The organism is Streptomyces ochraceiscleroticus (genome assembly GCF_000720485.1).
Classification (GTDB): domain Bacteria; phylum Actinomycetota; class Actinomycetes; order Streptomycetales; family Streptomycetaceae; genus Streptomyces; species Streptomyces ochraceiscleroticus.
In genome coordinates this window covers 63769-79978 of the sequence record NZ_JOAX01000008.1, presented here as the reverse complement: position 1 = coordinate 79978, position 16210 = coordinate 63769, and the positions used below count along the sequence as shown (strand labels likewise).

General features: G+C 72.5%; 18 protein-coding genes and 1 tRNA gene. 10 read left to right on the top strand and 9 right to left on the bottom strand.

Features of this window, described 5'->3' with window-relative positions; all coding sequences use genetic code 11:
• Positions 1-31: 31 nt before the first annotated feature.
• The 5 genes from IG84_RS0112490 to paaI all read right to left on the bottom strand — a co-directional run bounded on the left by IG84_RS0112490 (position 32) and on the right by paaI (position 3670).
• On the bottom strand, positions 32-628 hold the full coding sequence (locus IG84_RS0112490; RefSeq protein WP_031055040.1) for a histidine phosphatase family protein: 597 nt from the start codon (positions 626-628) through the stop codon (positions 32-34).
• Positions 621-1004 carry a thioredoxin gene (gene trxA, locus IG84_RS0112485; protein ID WP_030249222.1) on the bottom strand — a complete coding sequence of 128 codons (384 nt, stop codon included), beginning with the start codon at positions 1002-1004 and terminating at the stop codon, positions 621-623. Before trxA ends, IG84_RS0112490 begins: the two co-directional genes overlap by 8 nt.
• A 252-nt stretch (positions 1005-1256) precedes the next feature.
• Complete coding sequence (locus tag IG84_RS0112480) at positions 1257-1874, bottom strand: TetR/AcrR family transcriptional regulator (RefSeq protein WP_031055037.1); 618 nt, start codon at positions 1872-1874, stop codon at positions 1257-1259.
• A gap of 63 nt (positions 1875-1937) precedes the next feature.
• Complete coding sequence (gene paaK / locus IG84_RS0112475; protein ID WP_031055035.1) at positions 1938-3287, bottom strand: phenylacetate--CoA ligase PaaK; 1350 nt, start codon at positions 3285-3287, stop codon at positions 1938-1940.
• Positions 3288-3292: 5 nt separating this feature from the next.
• A complete protein-coding gene (gene paaI / locus IG84_RS0112470) occupies positions 3293-3670 on the bottom strand; it encodes a hydroxyphenylacetyl-CoA thioesterase PaaI (RefSeq protein ID WP_031055031.1) in 378 nt (125 codons plus the stop codon).
• A gap of 127 nt (positions 3671-3797) precedes the next feature.
• On the opposite strand from paaI, the gene paaN reads away from it, so the two are divergent.
• The 10 genes from paaN to paaE all read left to right on the top strand — a co-directional run bounded on the left by paaN (position 3798) and on the right by paaE (position 13545).
• Positions 3798-5555, top strand: coding sequence for a phenylacetic acid degradation protein PaaN (gene paaN, locus IG84_RS0112465; RefSeq protein WP_078648786.1), 1758 nt, complete (start codon positions 3798-3800; stop codon positions 5553-5555).
• Position 5556: 1 nt separating this feature from the next.
• Complete coding sequence (locus IG84_RS0112460; RefSeq protein WP_031055028.1) at positions 5557-6795, top strand: thiolase family protein; 1239 nt, start codon at positions 5557-5559, stop codon at positions 6793-6795.
• Positions 6792-7661, top strand: a complete 870-nt coding sequence (locus tag IG84_RS0112455; protein ID WP_051861651.1) for an enoyl-CoA hydratase/isomerase family protein — start codon at positions 6792-6794, stop codon at positions 7659-7661. Before IG84_RS0112460 ends, IG84_RS0112455 begins: the two co-directional genes overlap by 4 nt.
• Before the next feature lie 47 nt (positions 7662-7708).
• The gene (locus IG84_RS0112450) at positions 7709-8542 is read left to right on the top strand and encodes a 3-hydroxyacyl-CoA dehydrogenase family protein (protein WP_031055024.1); all 834 of its coding nucleotides are present in this window, start codon (positions 7709-7711) and stop codon (positions 8540-8542) included.
• The gene (locus tag IG84_RS0112445) at positions 8533-9417 is read left to right on the top strand and encodes an enoyl-CoA hydratase/isomerase family protein (RefSeq protein ID WP_078648785.1); all 885 of its coding nucleotides are present in this window, start codon (positions 8533-8535) and stop codon (positions 9415-9417) included. The genes IG84_RS0112450 and IG84_RS0112445 overlap by 10 nt, the downstream gene beginning before the upstream one ends.
• Before the next feature lie 155 nt (positions 9418-9572).
• Complete coding sequence (gene paaA / locus IG84_RS0112440; RefSeq protein WP_031055020.1) at positions 9573-10592, top strand: 1,2-phenylacetyl-CoA epoxidase subunit PaaA; 1020 nt, start codon at positions 9573-9575, stop codon at positions 10590-10592.
• A complete protein-coding gene (paaB, locus tag IG84_RS0112435; protein WP_031055016.1) occupies positions 10589-10906 on the top strand; it encodes a 1,2-phenylacetyl-CoA epoxidase subunit PaaB in 318 nt (105 codons plus the stop codon). The genes paaA and paaB overlap by 4 nt, the downstream gene beginning before the upstream one ends.
• Before the next feature lie 82 nt (positions 10907-10988).
• Positions 10989-11879 (top strand): 1,2-phenylacetyl-CoA epoxidase subunit PaaC, encoded by an 891-nt coding sequence (gene paaC / locus IG84_RS0112430; RefSeq protein ID WP_245659324.1) that lies wholly within the window; start codon positions 10989-10991, stop codon positions 11877-11879.
• A gap of 2 nt (positions 11880-11881) precedes the next feature.
• Complete coding sequence (paaD, locus tag IG84_RS0112425) at positions 11882-12430, top strand: 1,2-phenylacetyl-CoA epoxidase subunit PaaD (protein WP_051861650.1); 549 nt, start codon at positions 11882-11884, stop codon at positions 12428-12430.
• Complete coding sequence (gene paaE, locus IG84_RS0112420; RefSeq protein WP_031055006.1) at positions 12430-13545, top strand: 1,2-phenylacetyl-CoA epoxidase subunit PaaE; 1116 nt, start codon at positions 12430-12432, stop codon at positions 13543-13545. The genes paaD and paaE overlap by 1 nt, the downstream gene beginning before the upstream one ends.
• Before the next feature lie 70 nt (positions 13546-13615).
• Here the strand turns inward: paaE and IG84_RS0112415 are convergent, their stop codons facing one another.
• The 4 genes from IG84_RS0112415 to IG84_RS0112405 all read right to left on the bottom strand — a co-directional run bounded on the left by IG84_RS0112415 (position 13616) and on the right by IG84_RS0112405 (position 15975).
• Positions 13616-14047 (bottom strand): 3-deoxy-7-phosphoheptulonate synthase, encoded by a 432-nt coding sequence (locus IG84_RS0112415; RefSeq protein ID WP_157848863.1) that lies wholly within the window; start codon positions 14045-14047, stop codon positions 13616-13618.
• A gap of 28 nt (positions 14048-14075) precedes the next feature.
• Positions 14076-14429 (bottom strand): hypothetical protein, encoded by a 354-nt coding sequence (locus tag IG84_RS38865; RefSeq protein ID WP_051861649.1) that lies wholly within the window; start codon positions 14427-14429, stop codon positions 14076-14078.
• 321 nt (positions 14430-14750) lie between these two features.
• Positions 14751-15197 carry a hypothetical protein gene (locus tag IG84_RS37915; protein WP_157848862.1) on the bottom strand — a complete coding sequence of 149 codons (447 nt, stop codon included), beginning with the start codon at positions 15195-15197 and terminating at the stop codon, positions 14751-14753.
• 701 nt (positions 15198-15898) lie between these two features.
• Positions 15899-15975: transfer RNA gene (locus IG84_RS0112405), tRNA-Ile, on the bottom strand.
• Positions 15976-16210: the final 235 nt, after the last annotated feature.

Here is a 16210-nt window from a genome sequence, read left to right as displayed (position 1 = left end):
GCTCCGTACGTATGCGGGAAGGCCGGACCCCTCAGGGCGTCCGGGTGTTCCAGGCCACCACCGCGGGGCGGTCGTGTTCGGTGCCGAGCACGCCGATCGCCCCCGTCTCGAAGGTGAAGAGCGCGCCTGCGGACGCGGGCAGCCCCAGCTCACGGGCGGCCAGCACGCGCAGGAAGTGCGCGTGCCCGACCAGCGCGACGTCTCCGTCGGCGGCCGCGCGCCGCGGCGCCAGCCGGGCCAGTACGCGGTCGGCGCGCGCCCCCACCTGCTCGGGCGTCTCACCCGGATGCCCCTCGGGGCCGGGGGCGACGCCGTCGGTGAACAGGAACCACTCGGGGCGGGTGCGGTGGATGTCCACCGTGCGCACGCCTTCGTAGCCGCCGTAGTCCCACTCCACCAGGTCGCTGTCGACCTCGGTGTCGGTGAGACCGGCCAGCTCGGCGGTCCTGCGGGCCCGGGCCATGGGGCTGACCAGCGTCAGCGCCACTTTCCGGCCGGCGAGCAGCGGGCCCAGTTCACGGGCCTGCTCGACGCCGCGCTCGGTGAGGGGGAGGTCGGTCCAGCTGGTGTGCTGACCCGAACGGCTCCACTCCGTCTCACCGTGCCGGATCAGCAGGAGTTCACTCACCGCCGCCCTGCTGCTCCTTCTGGGCCTCCTCCACGGATGCGCGGACCTCGTCCATGTCCAGGTTGCGGGCCTGGCCGATGACGTCCTCGAGAGCCTCCTCGGGGAGCGCGCCCGGCTGCGAGAAGACCGCGATGTTGTCCCGGACGATCATCACCGTGGGGATCGACTGGATCTGGAAGGCCGCGGCCAGCTCCGGCTGCGCCTCGGTGTCGACCTTGGCGAAGATCAGGTCCTCGTGCTTCTCGGAGGACTTCTCGAAGACCGGCGAGAACTGCTTGCACGGACCGCACCACTCGGCCCAGAAGTCGATGAGGACGAAGTCGTTCCCGGAGACGATCTCGTCGAAGTTGTCCTTGGTGAGCTCTACCGTGCTCATGTGCTTTCCCTGCTTCCGGTCCGGTCGTCGGTGTTCAGCCGCGTCAACGGGAGACGCGGAGGGGCGTATTCCACCAGGGTGTCCCACATACCGTGCTCCGCATCCCGCGCCACGCGGCCGTCCGGCACCCCTGCCCACGTTGCGCCGTCCTAGACATACGCATTCGGCCCGATCGGGAATGGGCCGACGCCCGGGCGTGTCGCGGCCCCGGCACCCGCGGCACCAGGTGGTGAGCGCCGCTCCCTGGGGTGGTCAGTCCCGCTGCGCCCGTAGGCCGTCGAAGACCATCGTGGCCAGCGCGTCGGCCAGCGTCGGTACGGACAGCCCGCCGTCCGGGCGGTACCACTCGATCAGGGAATTGACCGTACCGAACAGCAGCCGGCTGATCAGCCCCGGGTCGATGTCACCGCGTATCCCGCCGTCGGCCGCCGCCTGCCGCACCAGCTCCGCGACCCGGTGATCGAACTCACGCCGCCGCTCCAGGGCCCGCTTCTCCGCCTCACTGTTTCCGTGCACGCGCAGCAGCAGCGTCACGTAGGGCAGCTCGGCGGCCAGGGTCTCGACGCTGCGCCGGACGGTGTGCTCCAGGCGGGCCGTGGCATCCGCGTGCTCGCCGCACGGCTCGTCGAGTACGGCGAAGAGCGCGTCCAGGGCCCGGCCGACGGCCAGGTCGAGCAGCTCTTCCTTGCCGGAGACGTGGTGGTAGATGGAGGACTTGCTGATGCCCAGCCTGCGGGCCAGCTCCTCCATGCCGGTGCCGTCGTAACCGCGCTCGTTGAACACCGCGACCGCGACCTCCACGAGGGAGTCGCGGTCGTAGGTGGTCCGGCCCTGCCGTGCCCCCGGGTTCCGGTCGGGTCGTCTGATCATGCCCTCACTGTGACACGGGGTGCTTCCGGTACGGGCGGGCGCCCGCACCTGGGGCGCGGGGCGTCAGTCCCGCTCGCGCACGTCCACGATGCGCTTGAGCTTGCCGACCGAGCGCTCCAGCGTCTCCGGGTCGACGATGTCGACGCTCACGGTCACGCCGACGCCGTCCTTGACGCCCTTGGCGATCGACGCCGCGGCCGCCGCGCGGGCCTCCGTACCAGCGTCGGCGCGCGCCTCGACCCGTACGGTCAGGTGGTCCATCCGGCCGCGCCGGGAGAGCTCGAGCTGGAAGTGCGGGGCTACCCCAGGGGTGCGCAGCACGATCTCCTCGATCTGGGACGGGAAGAGGTTCACCCCGCGCAGGATGATCATGTCGTCGCAGCGCCCGGTGACCTTCTGGATGCGGCGGAAGTTCGGGCGGGCCGTGCCGGGCAGCAGCCGGGTGAGGTCGCGGGTGCGGTACCGGATGACCGGCAGCGCCTCCTTGGTCAGCGAGGTGAACGTCAGCTCGCCCTCCTCGCCATCAGGCAGCGCCTCTCCGGTGACCGGGTCGACGACCTCGGGGAAGAAGTGGTCCTCCCAGACGTGCAGCCCGTCCTTGGTCTCCACGCACTCCTGTGCCACGCCCGGGCCGATGACCTCGGACAGGCCGTAGATGTCGACCGCGTGGATGTCCATCCGCTCCTCGATCTCGCGGCGCATCTCCTCGGTCCACGGCTCGGCACCGAAGATGCCGATCTGCAGGGAGGTCGTACGGGGATCGACGCCCTGCCGCTCGAACTCGTCGAGGAGGGTGAGCATGTACGAGGGCGTGACGAGGATGATCTCGGGCCGGAAGTCCTGGATGAGCTGGACCTGACGGGCGGTCATGCCGCCGGAGGCGGGGATGACCGTGCAGCCCGCGCGCTCGGCACCGTAGTGCGCGCCGAGCCCGCCGGTGAACAGGCCGTATCCGTAGGAGTTGTGGACCTTGTGGCCCGGGCGGCCGCCGGCCGCGCGGATCGAGCGGGCGAACACGTCCGCCCACATGTCCAGGTCGGCCTCGGTGTACCCGACGACGGTGGGGCGGCCCGTCGTCCCGCTGGACGCGTGCAGGCGGCGGACGTCCGCCATGGGCACGGCAAACATCCCGAAGGGGTAGGTGTCGCGCAGGTCGGCCTTGGTGGTGAAGGGGAAGCGCGCCAGGTCCGCCAGGCTGCGGCAGTCCTCGGGACGGACACCGACCGCGTCGAACTTCTTGCGGTACAGCTCCACGTTGTCGTACGCGTGCCGCAGCGTGGCCTGAAGGTTCTTCAGCTGCTGCGCCCGCAGCTCGTCGCGGCTCAGCCGCTCGCCCGCGTCCAGGAGTTCGTCGGGGAGCGGGGTGCCGGTCTTCCGGCGCTCGGCCGCCGCGGCCGTCGGATTGCTGACCATGCTGCTCATTCCTCCACACCTCGGATCACGCGGCTTCGCCCCCGGAACTCCGCGATGACTTCCCCGCCCCGCTGGACGCTCACGTCGTATATGCCGCTCCGCCCGTACCGCGTGCGCTCCTCGGCCCGTGCGAGGAGGACGTCGCCCTGCTTTGCCGGCGCCACGAAGGTCACGTCGGCGCCGGCGGCCACGGTCACCGGGCCGTGGCTGTTGCAGGCGCAGGCGAAGGCCGTGTCGGCGAGCAGGAAGAGATAGCCGCCGTGGGCGATGCCGTGCCCGTTGACCATGGTTTCGCACACGGTCATGCGCAGCAGGGCCGACCCCTCGCCGGCCTCCAGCAGCTCGATTCCGAGCCGCCGCGACGCCTGGTCCGCGGCGAACATCCGCTGTGCCGGACCGGAGTTATCCACAGGCCATCAACCACCCTTGCTGCCCGACCGAACATTCGGTTAGCGTTACGACGCGGTTAAACAATCAGCATCTGAAGTGCCTGTCAAGAGGTGGACTGCCTTGTCCGAGAGCGTCACTGACCGAGCCACCGACCGATCCCCCGGTCGCGCCACTGATCGAACCGACTTCTTCCACCGCCACAAGGACCTGCTGGAGCGCGCCGTCGCCGCGGCCGGCGACCGGGACCACTGGTCGCCGCACCCCGAGTCGCCGAGCCCCAAGGTGTACGGCCCGGAGGCGGCGCCCGCCGGCGAGGCCACCTTCCGCGCCCACCTGGGCTCCGCCTTCAAGCTCCCCGGACATCCGCAGAGCGGCACGGTCGCCGTCGGCGAGCGTTCTCCGTACGGCCTGCCGCTGGATGTCGACTATCCGCAGGTCACGCCCGAAGAGGCGGTGGCCGCGGCGAAGGCGGCGGCGTCTGCCTGGCGCGCGGCCACCCCGGATGTCCGCGCGGGCGTCGCCGCCGAGATCCTGTCCCGGCTGAATGCCGCGAGTTTCGAGATCGCGCACGCCGTGCACCACACGACGGGCCAGCCCTTCGTGATGGCGTTCCAGGCGGGCGGGCCGCACGCGCAGGACCGCGGCCTGGAGGCGGTAGCGTACGCCTGGGCCGAGCAGAAGAAGCTGCCCGCGGTCACGCGCTGGACGAAGCCGCAGCGCAAGGGCGAGCCGCTGGTCATGGAGAAGACCTTCACCCCCGTGGGACGAGGGGTGAACCTGCTCATCGCGTGCAACACGTTCCCGACGTGGAACGGCTATCCGGGCCTCTTCGCCGGCCTGGTCACGGGCAATCCCGTGATCGTCAAGCCGCACGCGGGCGCCGTGCTCCCGCTGGCGATCACGGTCCGGATCGCCCGCGAGGTGCTGGCCGAGGCCGGCTTCGACCCGGACGTGGTCCTCCTCGCCGCCGAGACCGCCGACCAGCGCACCGCCGCCGAGCTGGCGCTCCACCCGGACGTCCGGGTCGTGGACTTCACCGGCTCCAAGGAATTCGGCAACTGGCTGGAGGAGCACGCCCGCCAGGCCGTCGTCTACACGGAGAAGGCCGGGCTGAACACCGTCGTGCTGGACTCCACCGACGACTACAAGGGCCTGCTGCGCAACCTCGCCTTCGCCCTCTCCCTGTACAGCGGCCAGATGTGCACCACCCCGCAGAACCTGCTGGTGCCCCGCGACGGCATCCGTACGGACCAGGGCACCCGTACCGCCGCGGAGTTCGCCGAGGACCTGGCGGCAGCGCTGGACAAGCTGCTGGGCGACCCGGAGCGGGCGGCGGGCACGCTCGGCGCGCTCGTCAACGACGGGGTGCGCGCACGCCTGTCCGAGGCGGCGGGCCTGGGCCAGGCCGTGCATCCCTCGCAGACGGTCGACCATCCCGAGTACGACGGCGCCACGCTGAGCACGCCGCACGTCGCGCTGCTGGACGCGGCCGCCGACGCGGGGACGTACACCCGCGAGTGGTTCGGCCCGGTCTCCTTCGTGATCGCCACCGACTCCACGGAGCACAGCCTGCGGCTCTTCACCGAGACGGTCCGGGCGCACGGCGCGCTCACCGCCACCATGCACGCCACCGGCGAGGACGTCCTGGAGGCAGCCCGCGCCGCCGCCCTCGAAGCCGGCGTCCACCTCTCCGAGAACCTCACCGGCGCGGTCTTCCCCAACCAGACCGCCGCGTTCAGCGACTTCCACGGCAGCGCGGCGAACCCGGCGGCGTCCGCCACGCTCACCGACTCGGCCTTCATCACCGGCCGGTTCGACGTGCTCCAGTCCCGCCGCCACGTGGCCCCCGAAACGGCCACCGCCACCGAGGAGAGCTGACGTGTCCGACGAGGTCTATCTGGTCGACGGCGCCCGTACGCCGCAGGGCCGGTACGGCGGCGCGCTGGCCTCTGTACGCCCCGACGATCTGGCCGCCCTGGTGGTCGGCGAGGCGGTGCGCCGCGCGGGCGCCCCGGCCGAGGCGGTCGACGAGGTCATACTCGGCGCGGCCAACCAGGCCGGCGAGGACAACCGCGACGTGGCGCGGATGGCCGTGCTGCTGGCCGGCCTGCCGCACACCGTCCCCGGGTACACCGTCAACCGCCTGTGCGCGTCCGGCCTGACCGCCGTCGCCTCGGCCGCGCAGGCCATCAGGGCGGGCGAGGCGGACCTGGTGGTGGCGGGCGGCGTGGAGTCGATGACCCGCGCGCCCTGGGTGATGGCCAAGCCCGGCACCCCCTGGGCGAAGCCGGGCGAGGTGCACGACACGTCGCTGGGCTGGCGGTTCACCAACCCGGCGTTCACGGCCGCCGACCGCGAGGTGGCCGGTTCCGGTCCCGAGACAGCCAAGACGACGCTCTCCATGGGCGAGACCGCAGAGGAGGTCGCGGCGCTCGACGGCATCACGCGGGCCGAGTCCGACGCGTTCGCGCTCCGCAGCCACCAGCGGGCGGTCGCCGCGCAGGAGGCCGGCCACTTCGACCGGGAGATCGTTCCGGTACCGGTCAAGGGCGGCCGGCACGGCGCGGACGACGAGGTGACCCGCGACGAGGGCCCGCGCCCCGGCACGACTCTCGACAAGCTCGGCACGCTGCGGACGATCTTCCGCGAGGACGGCGTCGTGACCGCCGGTTCCTCCTCGCCGCTCTCCGACGGTGCGGCCGCGCTGCTGGTGGCGAGCGCCGAGGCGGTGCGGCGGTACGGCCTGACGCCCCGGGCCCGCATCGTCACCTCCGCCTCGGCGGGCCTCCAGCCGAACCTCATGGGCCTGGGCCCGGTGCCGGCCACGGAGAAGGCGCTGGCCCGTGCGGACTGGAAGATCTCCGACCTGGGCGCGATCGAGCTGAACGAAGCCTTCGCCGCCCAGTCGCTGGCCGTCACCCGGCGGCTCGGCCTGGACGAGGACAAGGTCAACGCCGATGGCGGCGCGATCGCGCTCGGCCACCCCCTCGGCTGCTCCGGCGCCCGCATCCTGCTGACACTGCTGGGCCGCATGGAGCGCGAGGACGCCCGCAAGGGCCTGGCCACGCTGTGCGTCGGCGTGGGACAGGGCGTCGCGATGCTGGTGGAGCGGATATGAGCGAGACGACGGCGACAACTCCGGGCCACCAGGCAGCCGACGTCAGCCGTGCTGCGGCGGACGGGCCGTACGAGACGCTGCGCGTCGAGGAGCGGGACGACCGGGTCGTGGTGACCCTGTACCGGCCCGAGGCGCGCAACGCCCTCAGCGGCCTGATGATCTCCGAGCTGCACGCCGTCTGCGACCTGCTGGAGCGCGACCCGCGGCTGCTGCTGCTCACCGGGCACGGCGGCGTCTTCGCGGGCGGCGCGGACATCGCCGAGCTGCTGCGCCGCGGCCGGGACGACGCGCTGCGCGGCATCAACAGCCGGCTGTTCGAGCGGGTGCGGCGGCTGCCGATGCCGACGCTGGCCGCGGTGGACGGCTGGGCGCTGGGCGGCGGCGCGGAGCTGAGTTACGCCTGCGACCTCCGGATCGCCGGGCCGGACGCGGTGTTCGGGAACCCGGAGCCGGGGCTGGGCATCCTCGCCGCGGCCGGCGCGTCCTGGCGGCTGCCGGAGCTGGTCGGCGAGTCGGTCGCCAAGCAAGTACTGCTCGCCGGGCGGAACTTGGACGCGCCGGCGGCGCTCGCCGCGGGCCTGGTCATGGAGGTCGTCCCGGCCGACGAGCTGCTGGACCGGGCGCACGCCGTACTGGACCGCATGGCGCGTTCCTCGGCGACGGCGCTGCGGCTGACCAAGCTCGTGGTGGACGCGCCCGGCGCGCATCCGGTCGCCGACGACCTCGCGCAGGCGGTGCTCTTCGAGGGGCAGGACAAGCGCGACCGTATGACGCACTTCTTGGAAAAGCGGCGCGTGGAAAAGAGGGGCCCGAAGGAGAGGGGCCCGGAGAAGAGCGGTCTGGTGAAGAAGGAGGAGCGGTCGTGAGTGCGGAAGTGGAGGGGGTAGCGGTGAGCGCCACCGTGCCGGCGGCCATGGCCGTCATCGGGGGCGGGCGGATGGGCGCCGGCATAGCCCAGTCGTTCGCGGCGGCCGGATCACGGGTCACGGTCGTCGAGAGCGGCGCCGAGGCCGCGGCTGCCGCGCTGGACCGGGTGGCGACCGGGCTCACACGCGCCGCCGAGCGCGGCAGGCTCGCCGAGCCGGCGGAGTCGGTGCTGGCCCGGGTGACCACGGTCGCGTCCCCCGAGGAGCTGCCCAGCGATCTCGCGCTGGTCGTCGAGGCCGTGCCGGAGGACGCCGCGCTCAAGGCGAAGCTGCTGGCCGCGGCCGAGCAGGCGGTCGCTGACGACACCGTGCTGGCGACGAACACCAGCTCCCTGTCGGTCACCGAGCTCGGTGCCGCGCTCCGACGCCCCGCCCGCTTCCTCGGTATGCACTTCTTCAACCCCGTACCGGCTTCGGCGCTGATCGAGCTGGTCGTCGCCCCGGAGACCGCGGACGCCACGCTGGAGTCGGCGCTGGCCTGGACGCATGCGCTCGGCAAGACCGATGTCGTGGTCAAGGACTCCCCCGGCTTCGCCAGCAGCCGGCTGGGGCTGGCGCTCGGCCTGGAGGCGGTGCGGATGGTCGAGGAGGGCGTGGCGGAGCCCGCGGCGATCGACGCCGCGATGAGCCTCGGATACAAGCACCCCATGGGCCCGCTGAAGCTGACCGACCTGGTCGGCCTGGACGTCCGCCTCGCGATAGCGGAGTACTTGCAGGTCACGCTGGGCGAACGGTTCGCGCCGCCCGCGCTGCTCCGCGAGAAGGTCGCCCGCGGCGAGCTGGGCCGGAAGACGGGGCAGGGGTTCTACACATGGGAGTGACCCCTTCGGAGACGCCCGGCGAGACCGCCGGCCACAGCGAGACGACCGGCCGCGGCGAGACGTACCCCAGTAACCCCGGCCGCCCCGGCCACGGCGTTCTCTACCGCCTCAACGACGGCGTGGCCGAAATCGAGCTCGACCGTCCGGAGGCGGGCAACGCCCTGGACGTGACCATGAAGCAGGGCCTGCTGGCCGCGGTCCGCCGGGTCGCGGCCGAGGGCGACGCCGTACGGGCGGTGCTGCTCACCGGCCGGGGCAAGGCGTTCTGCGTGGGTCAGGACCTCAAGGAGCACGCTCGGGCGCTGGAGGAGCGCCCGGCCTCGGCGTTCGCCACCGTCACCGAGGAGTACAACCCGCTCGTGCTGGCGCTGCGCGCGCTGCCCCAGCCGGTCGTGGTGGCCGTCGAGGGCGCGTGCGTGGGCGCGGGGCTGGGGCTCGCGCTCTGTGCCGACGTGCGCGTGGTGGCTGCCGGGGCCCGGTTCGCCACGGCCTTCACCGGCATCGGACTGGCCGCCGACACGGGGCTGAGCGCGTCGCTGGCCGAGGCCGTCGGGCCGTCCCGGGCGGCCGGGCTGTTCCTGCTGGGTGACCGTTTCGGCAGCGACGAGGCGCTGGACTGGGGGCTGGCGCACCGCGTGGTCCCCGACGGCACGGCCGCCGCCGAGGGCCGGGCGCTGGCCGGCCGCCTCGCCCAGGGCCCCACCCTGGCGTACGCCCAGGTCAAGCGGCTGCTGCGGGAGGCGCCCGGCGCCGCCCCGGCCGACGTACTGGACCGTGAGGCGGCCGCGCAGGCCGCTCTGGGCGCCACCCATGACCACCGAGCGGCCGTCCGGTCCTTCCTCGACCGCGGCCGCCCCGTCTTCGAAGGCCGCTGAGCGAGGGACAAGCGCGGGGCTGCCCCGAAGACCGTCCCGAAAGCGCACCGCCCTCGGGAAGCGCCCCCCGAAAGATTCCCGGCCGCCTCTTGCCATGGACGCCGGAATACACGAGACTGAGTAACCGAACGAACGGTCGGTTGGGAAGGATGGACATGCCAAGCTCTGCATCCTCGTCACCGGGCGACACCGCGGCGGCGCCGCCCCAGGAGCCCGCACTCCAGGCGCACTTCGACCGCACGATCGCCCGTGACCAGCGCGTCGAGCCGCGGGACTGGATGCCGGAGGGGTACCGCAGGACGCTGATCCGGCAGATCGCCCAGCACGCCCACTCCGAGATCATCGGCATGCAGCCGGAGGGCGCGTGGATCACCCGTGCCCCCTCGCTGCGCCGCAAGGCGATCCTCTTCGCGAAGGTCCAGGACGAGGCCGGCCACGGCCTGTATCTGTACTCCGCGGCCGAGACCCTGGGCGCGGACCGCGACGATCTGACCGACCGGCTGATCGAGGGCCGGCAGAAGTACTCCTCGATCTTCAACTACCCCACCCCGACCTTCGCCGACGTCGGCGTGATCGGCTGGTTCGTGGACGGCGCCGCGATCTGCAACCAGGTCCCGCTGTGCCGCAGTTCGTACGGCCCGTACGCGCGGGCCATGGTGCGGGTCTGCAAGGAGGAGTCGTTCCATCAGCGGCAGGGCTATGAGCTGCTGCGGACGATGATGGCGGGCACGCAGGCGCAGCGCGACATGGTGCAGGACGCGGTGGACCGCTGGTGGTGGCCGTCCCTGATGATGTTCGGCCCGCCGGACGACGACTCGCCGAACTCCGCGCAGTCGATGGCCTGGCGCATCAAGCGCCACTCCAACGACGAGCTGCGGCAGAAGTTCGTCGACATGACCGTCCCGCAGGCCGAGAAGCTCGGAGTCACCCTCCCCGACCCCGAGCTGAAGTGGAACGAGGAGCGCGGCCACCACGACTTCGGCACCCCCGACTTCTCCGAGCTGATGCGGGTCATCAAGGGCGACGGGCCGTGCAATGCCGAGCGGATGGCCCGGCGCCGCACGGCCCACGAGGAAGGCGCCTGGGTGCGCGAAGCAGCGGCGGCCCATGCCGCCAAGCAGGCCCGCCGGACGGCCGAGCGGGCCCGCGGCGAAGAGAAGGAGCACGCGGCATGAGCGAGACCCAGGGCCAGGCGTCTGGCCACCCCAAGGCCCAGTGGCCGCTGTACGAGATCTTCGTACGCAGCAAGCGCGGCCTGAATCACGTGCACGTCGGGTCGCTCCGCGCCGCCGATGACCGGATGGCGCTCACGCACGCCCGCGACCTCTACACCCGGCGCAACGAAGGCGTCTCCCTCTGGGCCGTGCGCAGCGACCAGATCGTCGCGTCCACACCGGACGAAAAGGACCCGTTCTTCGAGCCCAGCGGCGACAAGGTCTACCGCCACCCGACCTTCTACGACATCCCCGCGGACATCCCGCACATCTAGCCCGCCGGCCCGCGATCAGGATCCGACCAGGAGCAGCAGGACCAGCAGGACCAGCAGGAACAGGACCAGGAGCAGCTAGGACATGGCAGCCGACATGAGTGAAGCCCGCGAAGCGGCCGACGATCACGTGTACCTCTCGCTGGCCGACGGCGACGAGGGCGATGCCCGCTGGGCCTTCGGCACGGGCTTCGCCGACCCGCTGCACGGCGTGCCGACGGCGCTGCCCGAGGGCGTGGACGCGGCCGCGCTGGCCGAGGTCTGCGTGGCCCTCGGGGACGACGCGCTGATCGCCGCGCAGCGGCTGGCCGAGTGGTGCACCCGCGCCCCCGAGCTGGAGGAGGAGATGGCACTCGCCAACATCGGCCTCGACCTGCTCGGCCAGGCCCGGCTGCTGTACGCCCGCGCCGGGCAGGCCGACGGCACGGGCCGCGGCGAGGACGCGTACGCCTACTTCCGCGACGCCGCGGACTTCCGCAACGTACGCCTGGCGGAGCTGCCCCGCGGTGACTTCGCGTGCTGCGTCGGGCGGCTGCTGGCGCAGTCCGCGTGGCGGCTGGCCCTGTTCGAGCGGCTGGCCGGCTGCGCCGACCCGGTGCTGGCGGCGGTGGCCGCGAAGGGCGTCAAGGAGCTGACGTACCACCGGCAGTACGCGGCGGAGTGGGTCGTCCGGCTCGGTGACGGGACGGCGGAGTCGCACCGCCGGATGCAGGCCGCCTGGACGGAGCTCGCCCCCTGGCTGGAGGAGCTGTACGCGGACCGGACCGCCGAGGGCTTCGGTGCGCCCGCCGAGGAGGTCGCCGAAGCCACCCGCGCGGTGCTCGCGCAGGTCGCCGAGGCCGCCAGGCTGACGACTCCCGCGCAGGTCACGGCCGTGCCGGGCACGGGCCGGGCCGGCGACCGCACGGAGCACCTGGCGCCGCTCCTCGACGAACTGCAGGGCCTCGCCCGCGCCCACCCGGAAGCCGCGTGGTGACGATGGCCGCGACCCTGCACGTTCTCCACGACGACGGCGCCGCGCCGGAGACCGCCGCGACCCGCGCCCGGCGGATCGCCTCCGAGGTCGTCGACCCCGAGCTGCCCATGGTCACCCTCGCCGAGCTGGGCGTCCTGCGCGGCGTCGAGGTGGCGCCGGACGGCTCGGTCACGGCCACCATGACCCCGACCTACTCGGGCTGCCCGGCCATGGCCGAGATGCGGGCCACGCTCGCGGCCCGGCTGCGCACCGCCGGGTATGCGGACGTCCGTATCGAAACGGTGCTGGACCCGCCGTGGACGACGGACTGGATCTCCGAGGAGGGCCGCCGCAAGCTCGCCGAGCACGGCATCGCGCCGCCGGGGCCCGCCCCGCGCCGCACCGGAGGCCCGGTCCTGCTGGACCTGTCGCCGACCCGCCGGGCCGTGCCCTGCCCGCGCTGCGGCTCCGCCGACACCGAGGAGCTCTCCCGCTTCGGCGCCACCTCCTGCCGGGCGCTGCGCCGCTGCCGCAGCTGCCGGGAACCGTACGAGCACGTCAAGGAGATCTGATGACCGCCCCCACCGCGCCCGCCTCGCCCGCCCCGGCGGCGGCCCCGGCCCGCCGGCGTCCGGCGTTCCACTCCCTCCGCGTCGCCGCGGTCGAGCCGCTGACCGACGACTCCGCCGCCGTCAGCTTCGAGGTACCGGAGGAGCTGGCCGAGGAGTTCGCGTTCGCGCCCGGCCAGTCGCTCACCCTCCGCCGGGAGATCGAGGGCCGCGACGAGCGCCGCTCGTACAGCATCTGCGCCCCCGTCGGTGACACCCCGCGCATCGGCGTCCGCGTCGTGCCCGGCGGCCTGTTCTCGTCCTGGCTGGTCAACGACGTACGCCCTGGAGAGACCGTCGAGGTGATGGCGCCCACCGGCTTCTTCACCCCCGACCTCACCGTCCCCGGCCACCACGTCCTGATCGCGGCCGGCTCCGGAATCACGCCGATGCTGTCCATCGCCGCATCCGTGCTGGCGGCCGACGACAGCTCACGCGTCACGCTCTTCTACGGCAACCGCCGCACGGCGACAGTGATGTTCGCGGACGAGCTGGCCGACCTGAAGGATCGTTACCCCACCCGCTTCCAGCTCGGCCACGTCCTCTCCCGGGAGCCGCGCGAGGCCGAACTGCTCTCCGGGCGCCTGGACGCCGACCGGCTGTCCGCGCTCATCGACTCGCTGGTCGACGTGGCGGACGCCGACCACTGGTGGCTGTGCGGCCCGCACGGCATGGTCCGCGACGCGCAGCAGGTACTGGCCGGCCTCGGCGTGCCCGAGGACCGCGTCCACCAGGAACTGTTCTACGCCGACGACGAGCCGGTGCGCGAGGCGCGGCACGAAGAGGCCGCGGCCGACGGCCCGGTCAGCGAGGTCACGATCACCCTCGACGGCCGGACGACGACCCAGCCGCTCCCCCGCGACCGCGCCATACTGGACGGCGCCCAGCAGTCTCGCCCGGACGTCCCGTTCGCCTGCAAGGGCGGCGTCTGCGGCACCTGCCGCGCGCTGATCCGCGACGGCGAGGCCGACATGCGCCGCAACTTCGCCCTGGAGACCTCCGAGGTCGAGGCGGGCTACGTCCTCACCTGCCAGACCTTCCCGGCCTCCGACACTTTGACGGTCGACTTCGACAGCTGACGGCCCGGCCGTCGGCGGCGGCACAGACGCTGGCCCCGCCGTCGTCGGCGGCACAGGCGATCACGGGCGCTCACGGCGACCGGTAGTACTCGGCGAGCTGGAGGGCCAGGTCCAGACGCGCGGCCGGTCCACTGCCGGGTTCGAGGTGGGGCCCGGCGTACGTACCCGACGCACGGTGCACCTCGGCGAACGCCCTGGCCTCCGCCAGCACCGCGTCGAGGTCCCGGCGCGGCCCGCCGTCCGGCGCGTGCACGGCGTCGCCTTGCCAGGGGTCGCAGGCCCAGACGCCCAGGGCACCGGACGCGGCGACCTTGCCCAGCAGAACGGGTAGTACGTCGTGCACGGCGTCGGCGCCGAGCCGGGTCAGGAAAGTGAGCCGGCCCGCGGACCACTGCGGGTCCAGGCGGTCCACCAGCGCCGACAGGACGTCGCTGGTGGTGTCCGATCCCAGCGCCCCACCTGGCCCCCGGCCCGCGCCACCGCGCCACGACGCTGTCGTCACGGGCCGCCCGTCCGGGCGTCCAGCCAGGTCAGATGCCCGGCGGCATGCGTACGGCCGGCGAAGTTCCGTCATCGGGGCCGGGTACCTGCGGACACCGTGGGCGCGCGGATGAAGCACAGCGCCGCGTCGATCTCCGGATCAGCGGCGCGTAGTGGTCGCGCCGCGGCGAGCTCGCCACGAACCGCTGGTTCGCCGCATGGGCCTCCCGCACGCCCGGCCGCCCGGCACGCGTCAGCGCTCGCGCCGGGTTCAGCGTGGCGGCCGGCTCCTCGTCAGCGGCGTCGCTGTGCAGCAGCCGTACGACGGGGACTCCGGCGGCGTACGACAGCACGGTGACGGCCTGCGACAGCGCCGACAGCAGGCTCCCGAGGCGCGCGGCCACGGGCAGGCCACCTGACCACGCCCGGTCGACGGCCTGGATCAGCAGCGCTCCCCGCGTGCGGCGGCGGACAGGTGCTCCCGGAGCCGGGCGCGCTCGCCGGGGAGCACGAGCGCAGGGCCAGCCGCCGGCGCGGGCCGCGCCAGCACCCCGTCACGCCTGGTGGGTGGCACAGCCCAGCAGGAACAGCACATCGCTGAGGAGCGGTGTGGTGCGCGGCGTGGTGGAGATGATGTTGGTCGCTCGGGGCGGTATCCAGGAGGTGCTGAGTGGCCGCCCCGGCGGGCAGTACGACGTTGCCCGCCTCCAGCTCGCTACCGGATTTCAGCGTGACGCCGGCGGCTCTTTCCTATTCTTCAACAGCCCGCTGACGTTTTCGGGCACGACCGTACCGCCGGCTTCAGTGAAGGCCGACTGCAGCCGACCCAGCAGCGCGTGGGAATTCACCGCGCGTTCATTGGTAATGACCATCGCGAGCTGCGGACGCGACCCCGGCTCCGGATCCAGCCAAGCAATATCCGACGGCGAAATATCCGCGTACTTCTCACCGTACTCGTCCATCACGGTGCGCATGGCCGCGTAGTTGTCGTCGTCGATCTGCGGAATTCCGACGGTGTTCAACATGACGATCGCGCCGTTGGCGCTGCGGATCTCGTCGCCGCCGACCTCTTCGTACAGCCGCGTCGGCCAGCCGTCCGAGAGCTTGGTCGCCCTGACGTCCGTGTCCAGCGTGGTGCGCCCGTGCTCGCTCTTGAGCAGGGTCGTGGTCACCTCGCTGAAGCAGCCGGGCATCGCCCCCGCAGCGGCCGAAGCGGCGGCTGGCCGGTGTGGCTCCTCCACGAGTACGACGCGGAGTCAGAGCCGGGCAAGAACGAGGGTGAGCGACGAACCGAGCGCGCCGTTGCCGACGACCACGGCATCGAACGTGCTGCTTTCAACCTCAAGTGAAGACATAGCGGTACCCTCTCCCCAGACCACGTACATCCACGAAAAGAAGAATTCCAGGAACGACTGGGCGTTCCAGAAGCCGCCCAGCGGTCAGCGTGCAGGCGGGAGTCCCTAGAATTCACGTCCGCGCGCACAGCGCAGTGGTAAGGAAGACGGAAACAGTGGGCGGCCATCCAAAAATCCGTCTTCCCCGGGGCACACCCCAGGGCTCGGTCAGACGCTTGCCCGTAGAGAAGAATTCATGAGCCGTAGGCCGGTCCTGCCACCTCGGCGAACGGATACGGAATACGGGTTCGGAATCATGAATTCCAGTCGGGCGGACGCCCCTGGACCACCGGGACCCTCGGACCACCGGACCCCTGGACCACCGCCCCCCCGGCCTCGGACACACGTCCGAGCCCGACCGCCCCCGCCACAGACCCCGGACCCCCACCCCGGCAACGACGAGGGCCGCCACGCGGCATGCGTGGCGGCCCTTCGATGTGCTGCGCCCGCTGGCCAGATCGTTTCTGCTCAGCGCGCGGTGGTGGGGCGGGTGGGACTCGAACCCACGGCCGACGGATTATGAGTCCGCTGCTCTAACCGGCTGAGCTACCGCCCCCGTAACGGCGCGCCGCGCACATTTGTGCGCGCCGTCTGCCGCAGCATAGCCGCTCATACGATCTGCTGCCCGTGAGGGTGGGCGTCGAGCGCGGAGCGGCCGGCTGCGCGCGATCGTGAAGACTGCGATCACCCACCGTTCGGTTCCACCCAGAGCATCACTCTTTGGAGTGGTCCGGGTGTTCGATTCGCAGCGAGGTCCCGGCGGTCCGCCGCCGACCGCGCCGGGCACGGGC

Bases quoted from the DNA above. Each gene is read 5' to 3' on its own strand.
- paaI (WP_031055031.1), bottom strand. From the start codon at position 3,670: ATGTTCGCCGCGGACCAGGCGTCGCGGCGGCTCGGAATCGAGCTGCTG.
- paaE (WP_031055006.1), top strand. From the start codon at position 12,430: ATGACCGCCCCCACCGCGCCCGCCTCGCCCGCCCCGGCGGCGGCCCCG.
- IG84_RS0112450 (WP_031055024.1), top strand. From the start codon at position 7,709: ATGGCCGTCATCGGGGGCGGGCGGATGGGCGCCGGCATAGCCCAGTCG.
- paaA (WP_031055020.1), top strand. From the start codon at position 9,573: ATGCCAAGCTCTGCATCCTCGTCACCGGGCGACACCGCGGCGGCGCCG.
- paaK (WP_031055035.1), bottom strand. From the start codon at position 3,287: ATGGTCAGCAATCCGACGGCCGCGGCGGCCGAGCGCCGGAAGACCGGC.
- paaC (WP_245659324.1), top strand. From the start codon at position 10,989: ATGGCAGCCGACATGAGTGAAGCCCGCGAAGCGGCCGACGATCACGTG.
- IG84_RS0112445 (WP_078648785.1), top strand. From the start codon at position 8,533: ATGGGAGTGACCCCTTCGGAGACGCCCGGCGAGACCGCCGGCCACAGC.
- paaB (WP_031055016.1), top strand. From the start codon at position 10,589: ATGAGCGAGACCCAGGGCCAGGCGTCTGGCCACCCCAAGGCCCAGTGG.
- paaD (WP_051861650.1), top strand. From the start codon at position 11,882: ATGGCCGCGACCCTGCACGTTCTCCACGACGACGGCGCCGCGCCGGAG.
- trxA (WP_030249222.1), bottom strand. From the start codon at position 1,004: ATGAGCACGGTAGAGCTCACCAAGGACAACTTCGACGAGATCGTCTCC.
- IG84_RS0112455 (WP_051861651.1), top strand. From the start codon at position 6,792: ATGAGCGAGACGACGGCGACAACTCCGGGCCACCAGGCAGCCGACGTC.
- IG84_RS0112480 (WP_031055037.1), bottom strand. From the start codon at position 1,874: ATGATCAGACGACCCGACCGGAACCCGGGGGCACGGCAGGGCCGGACC.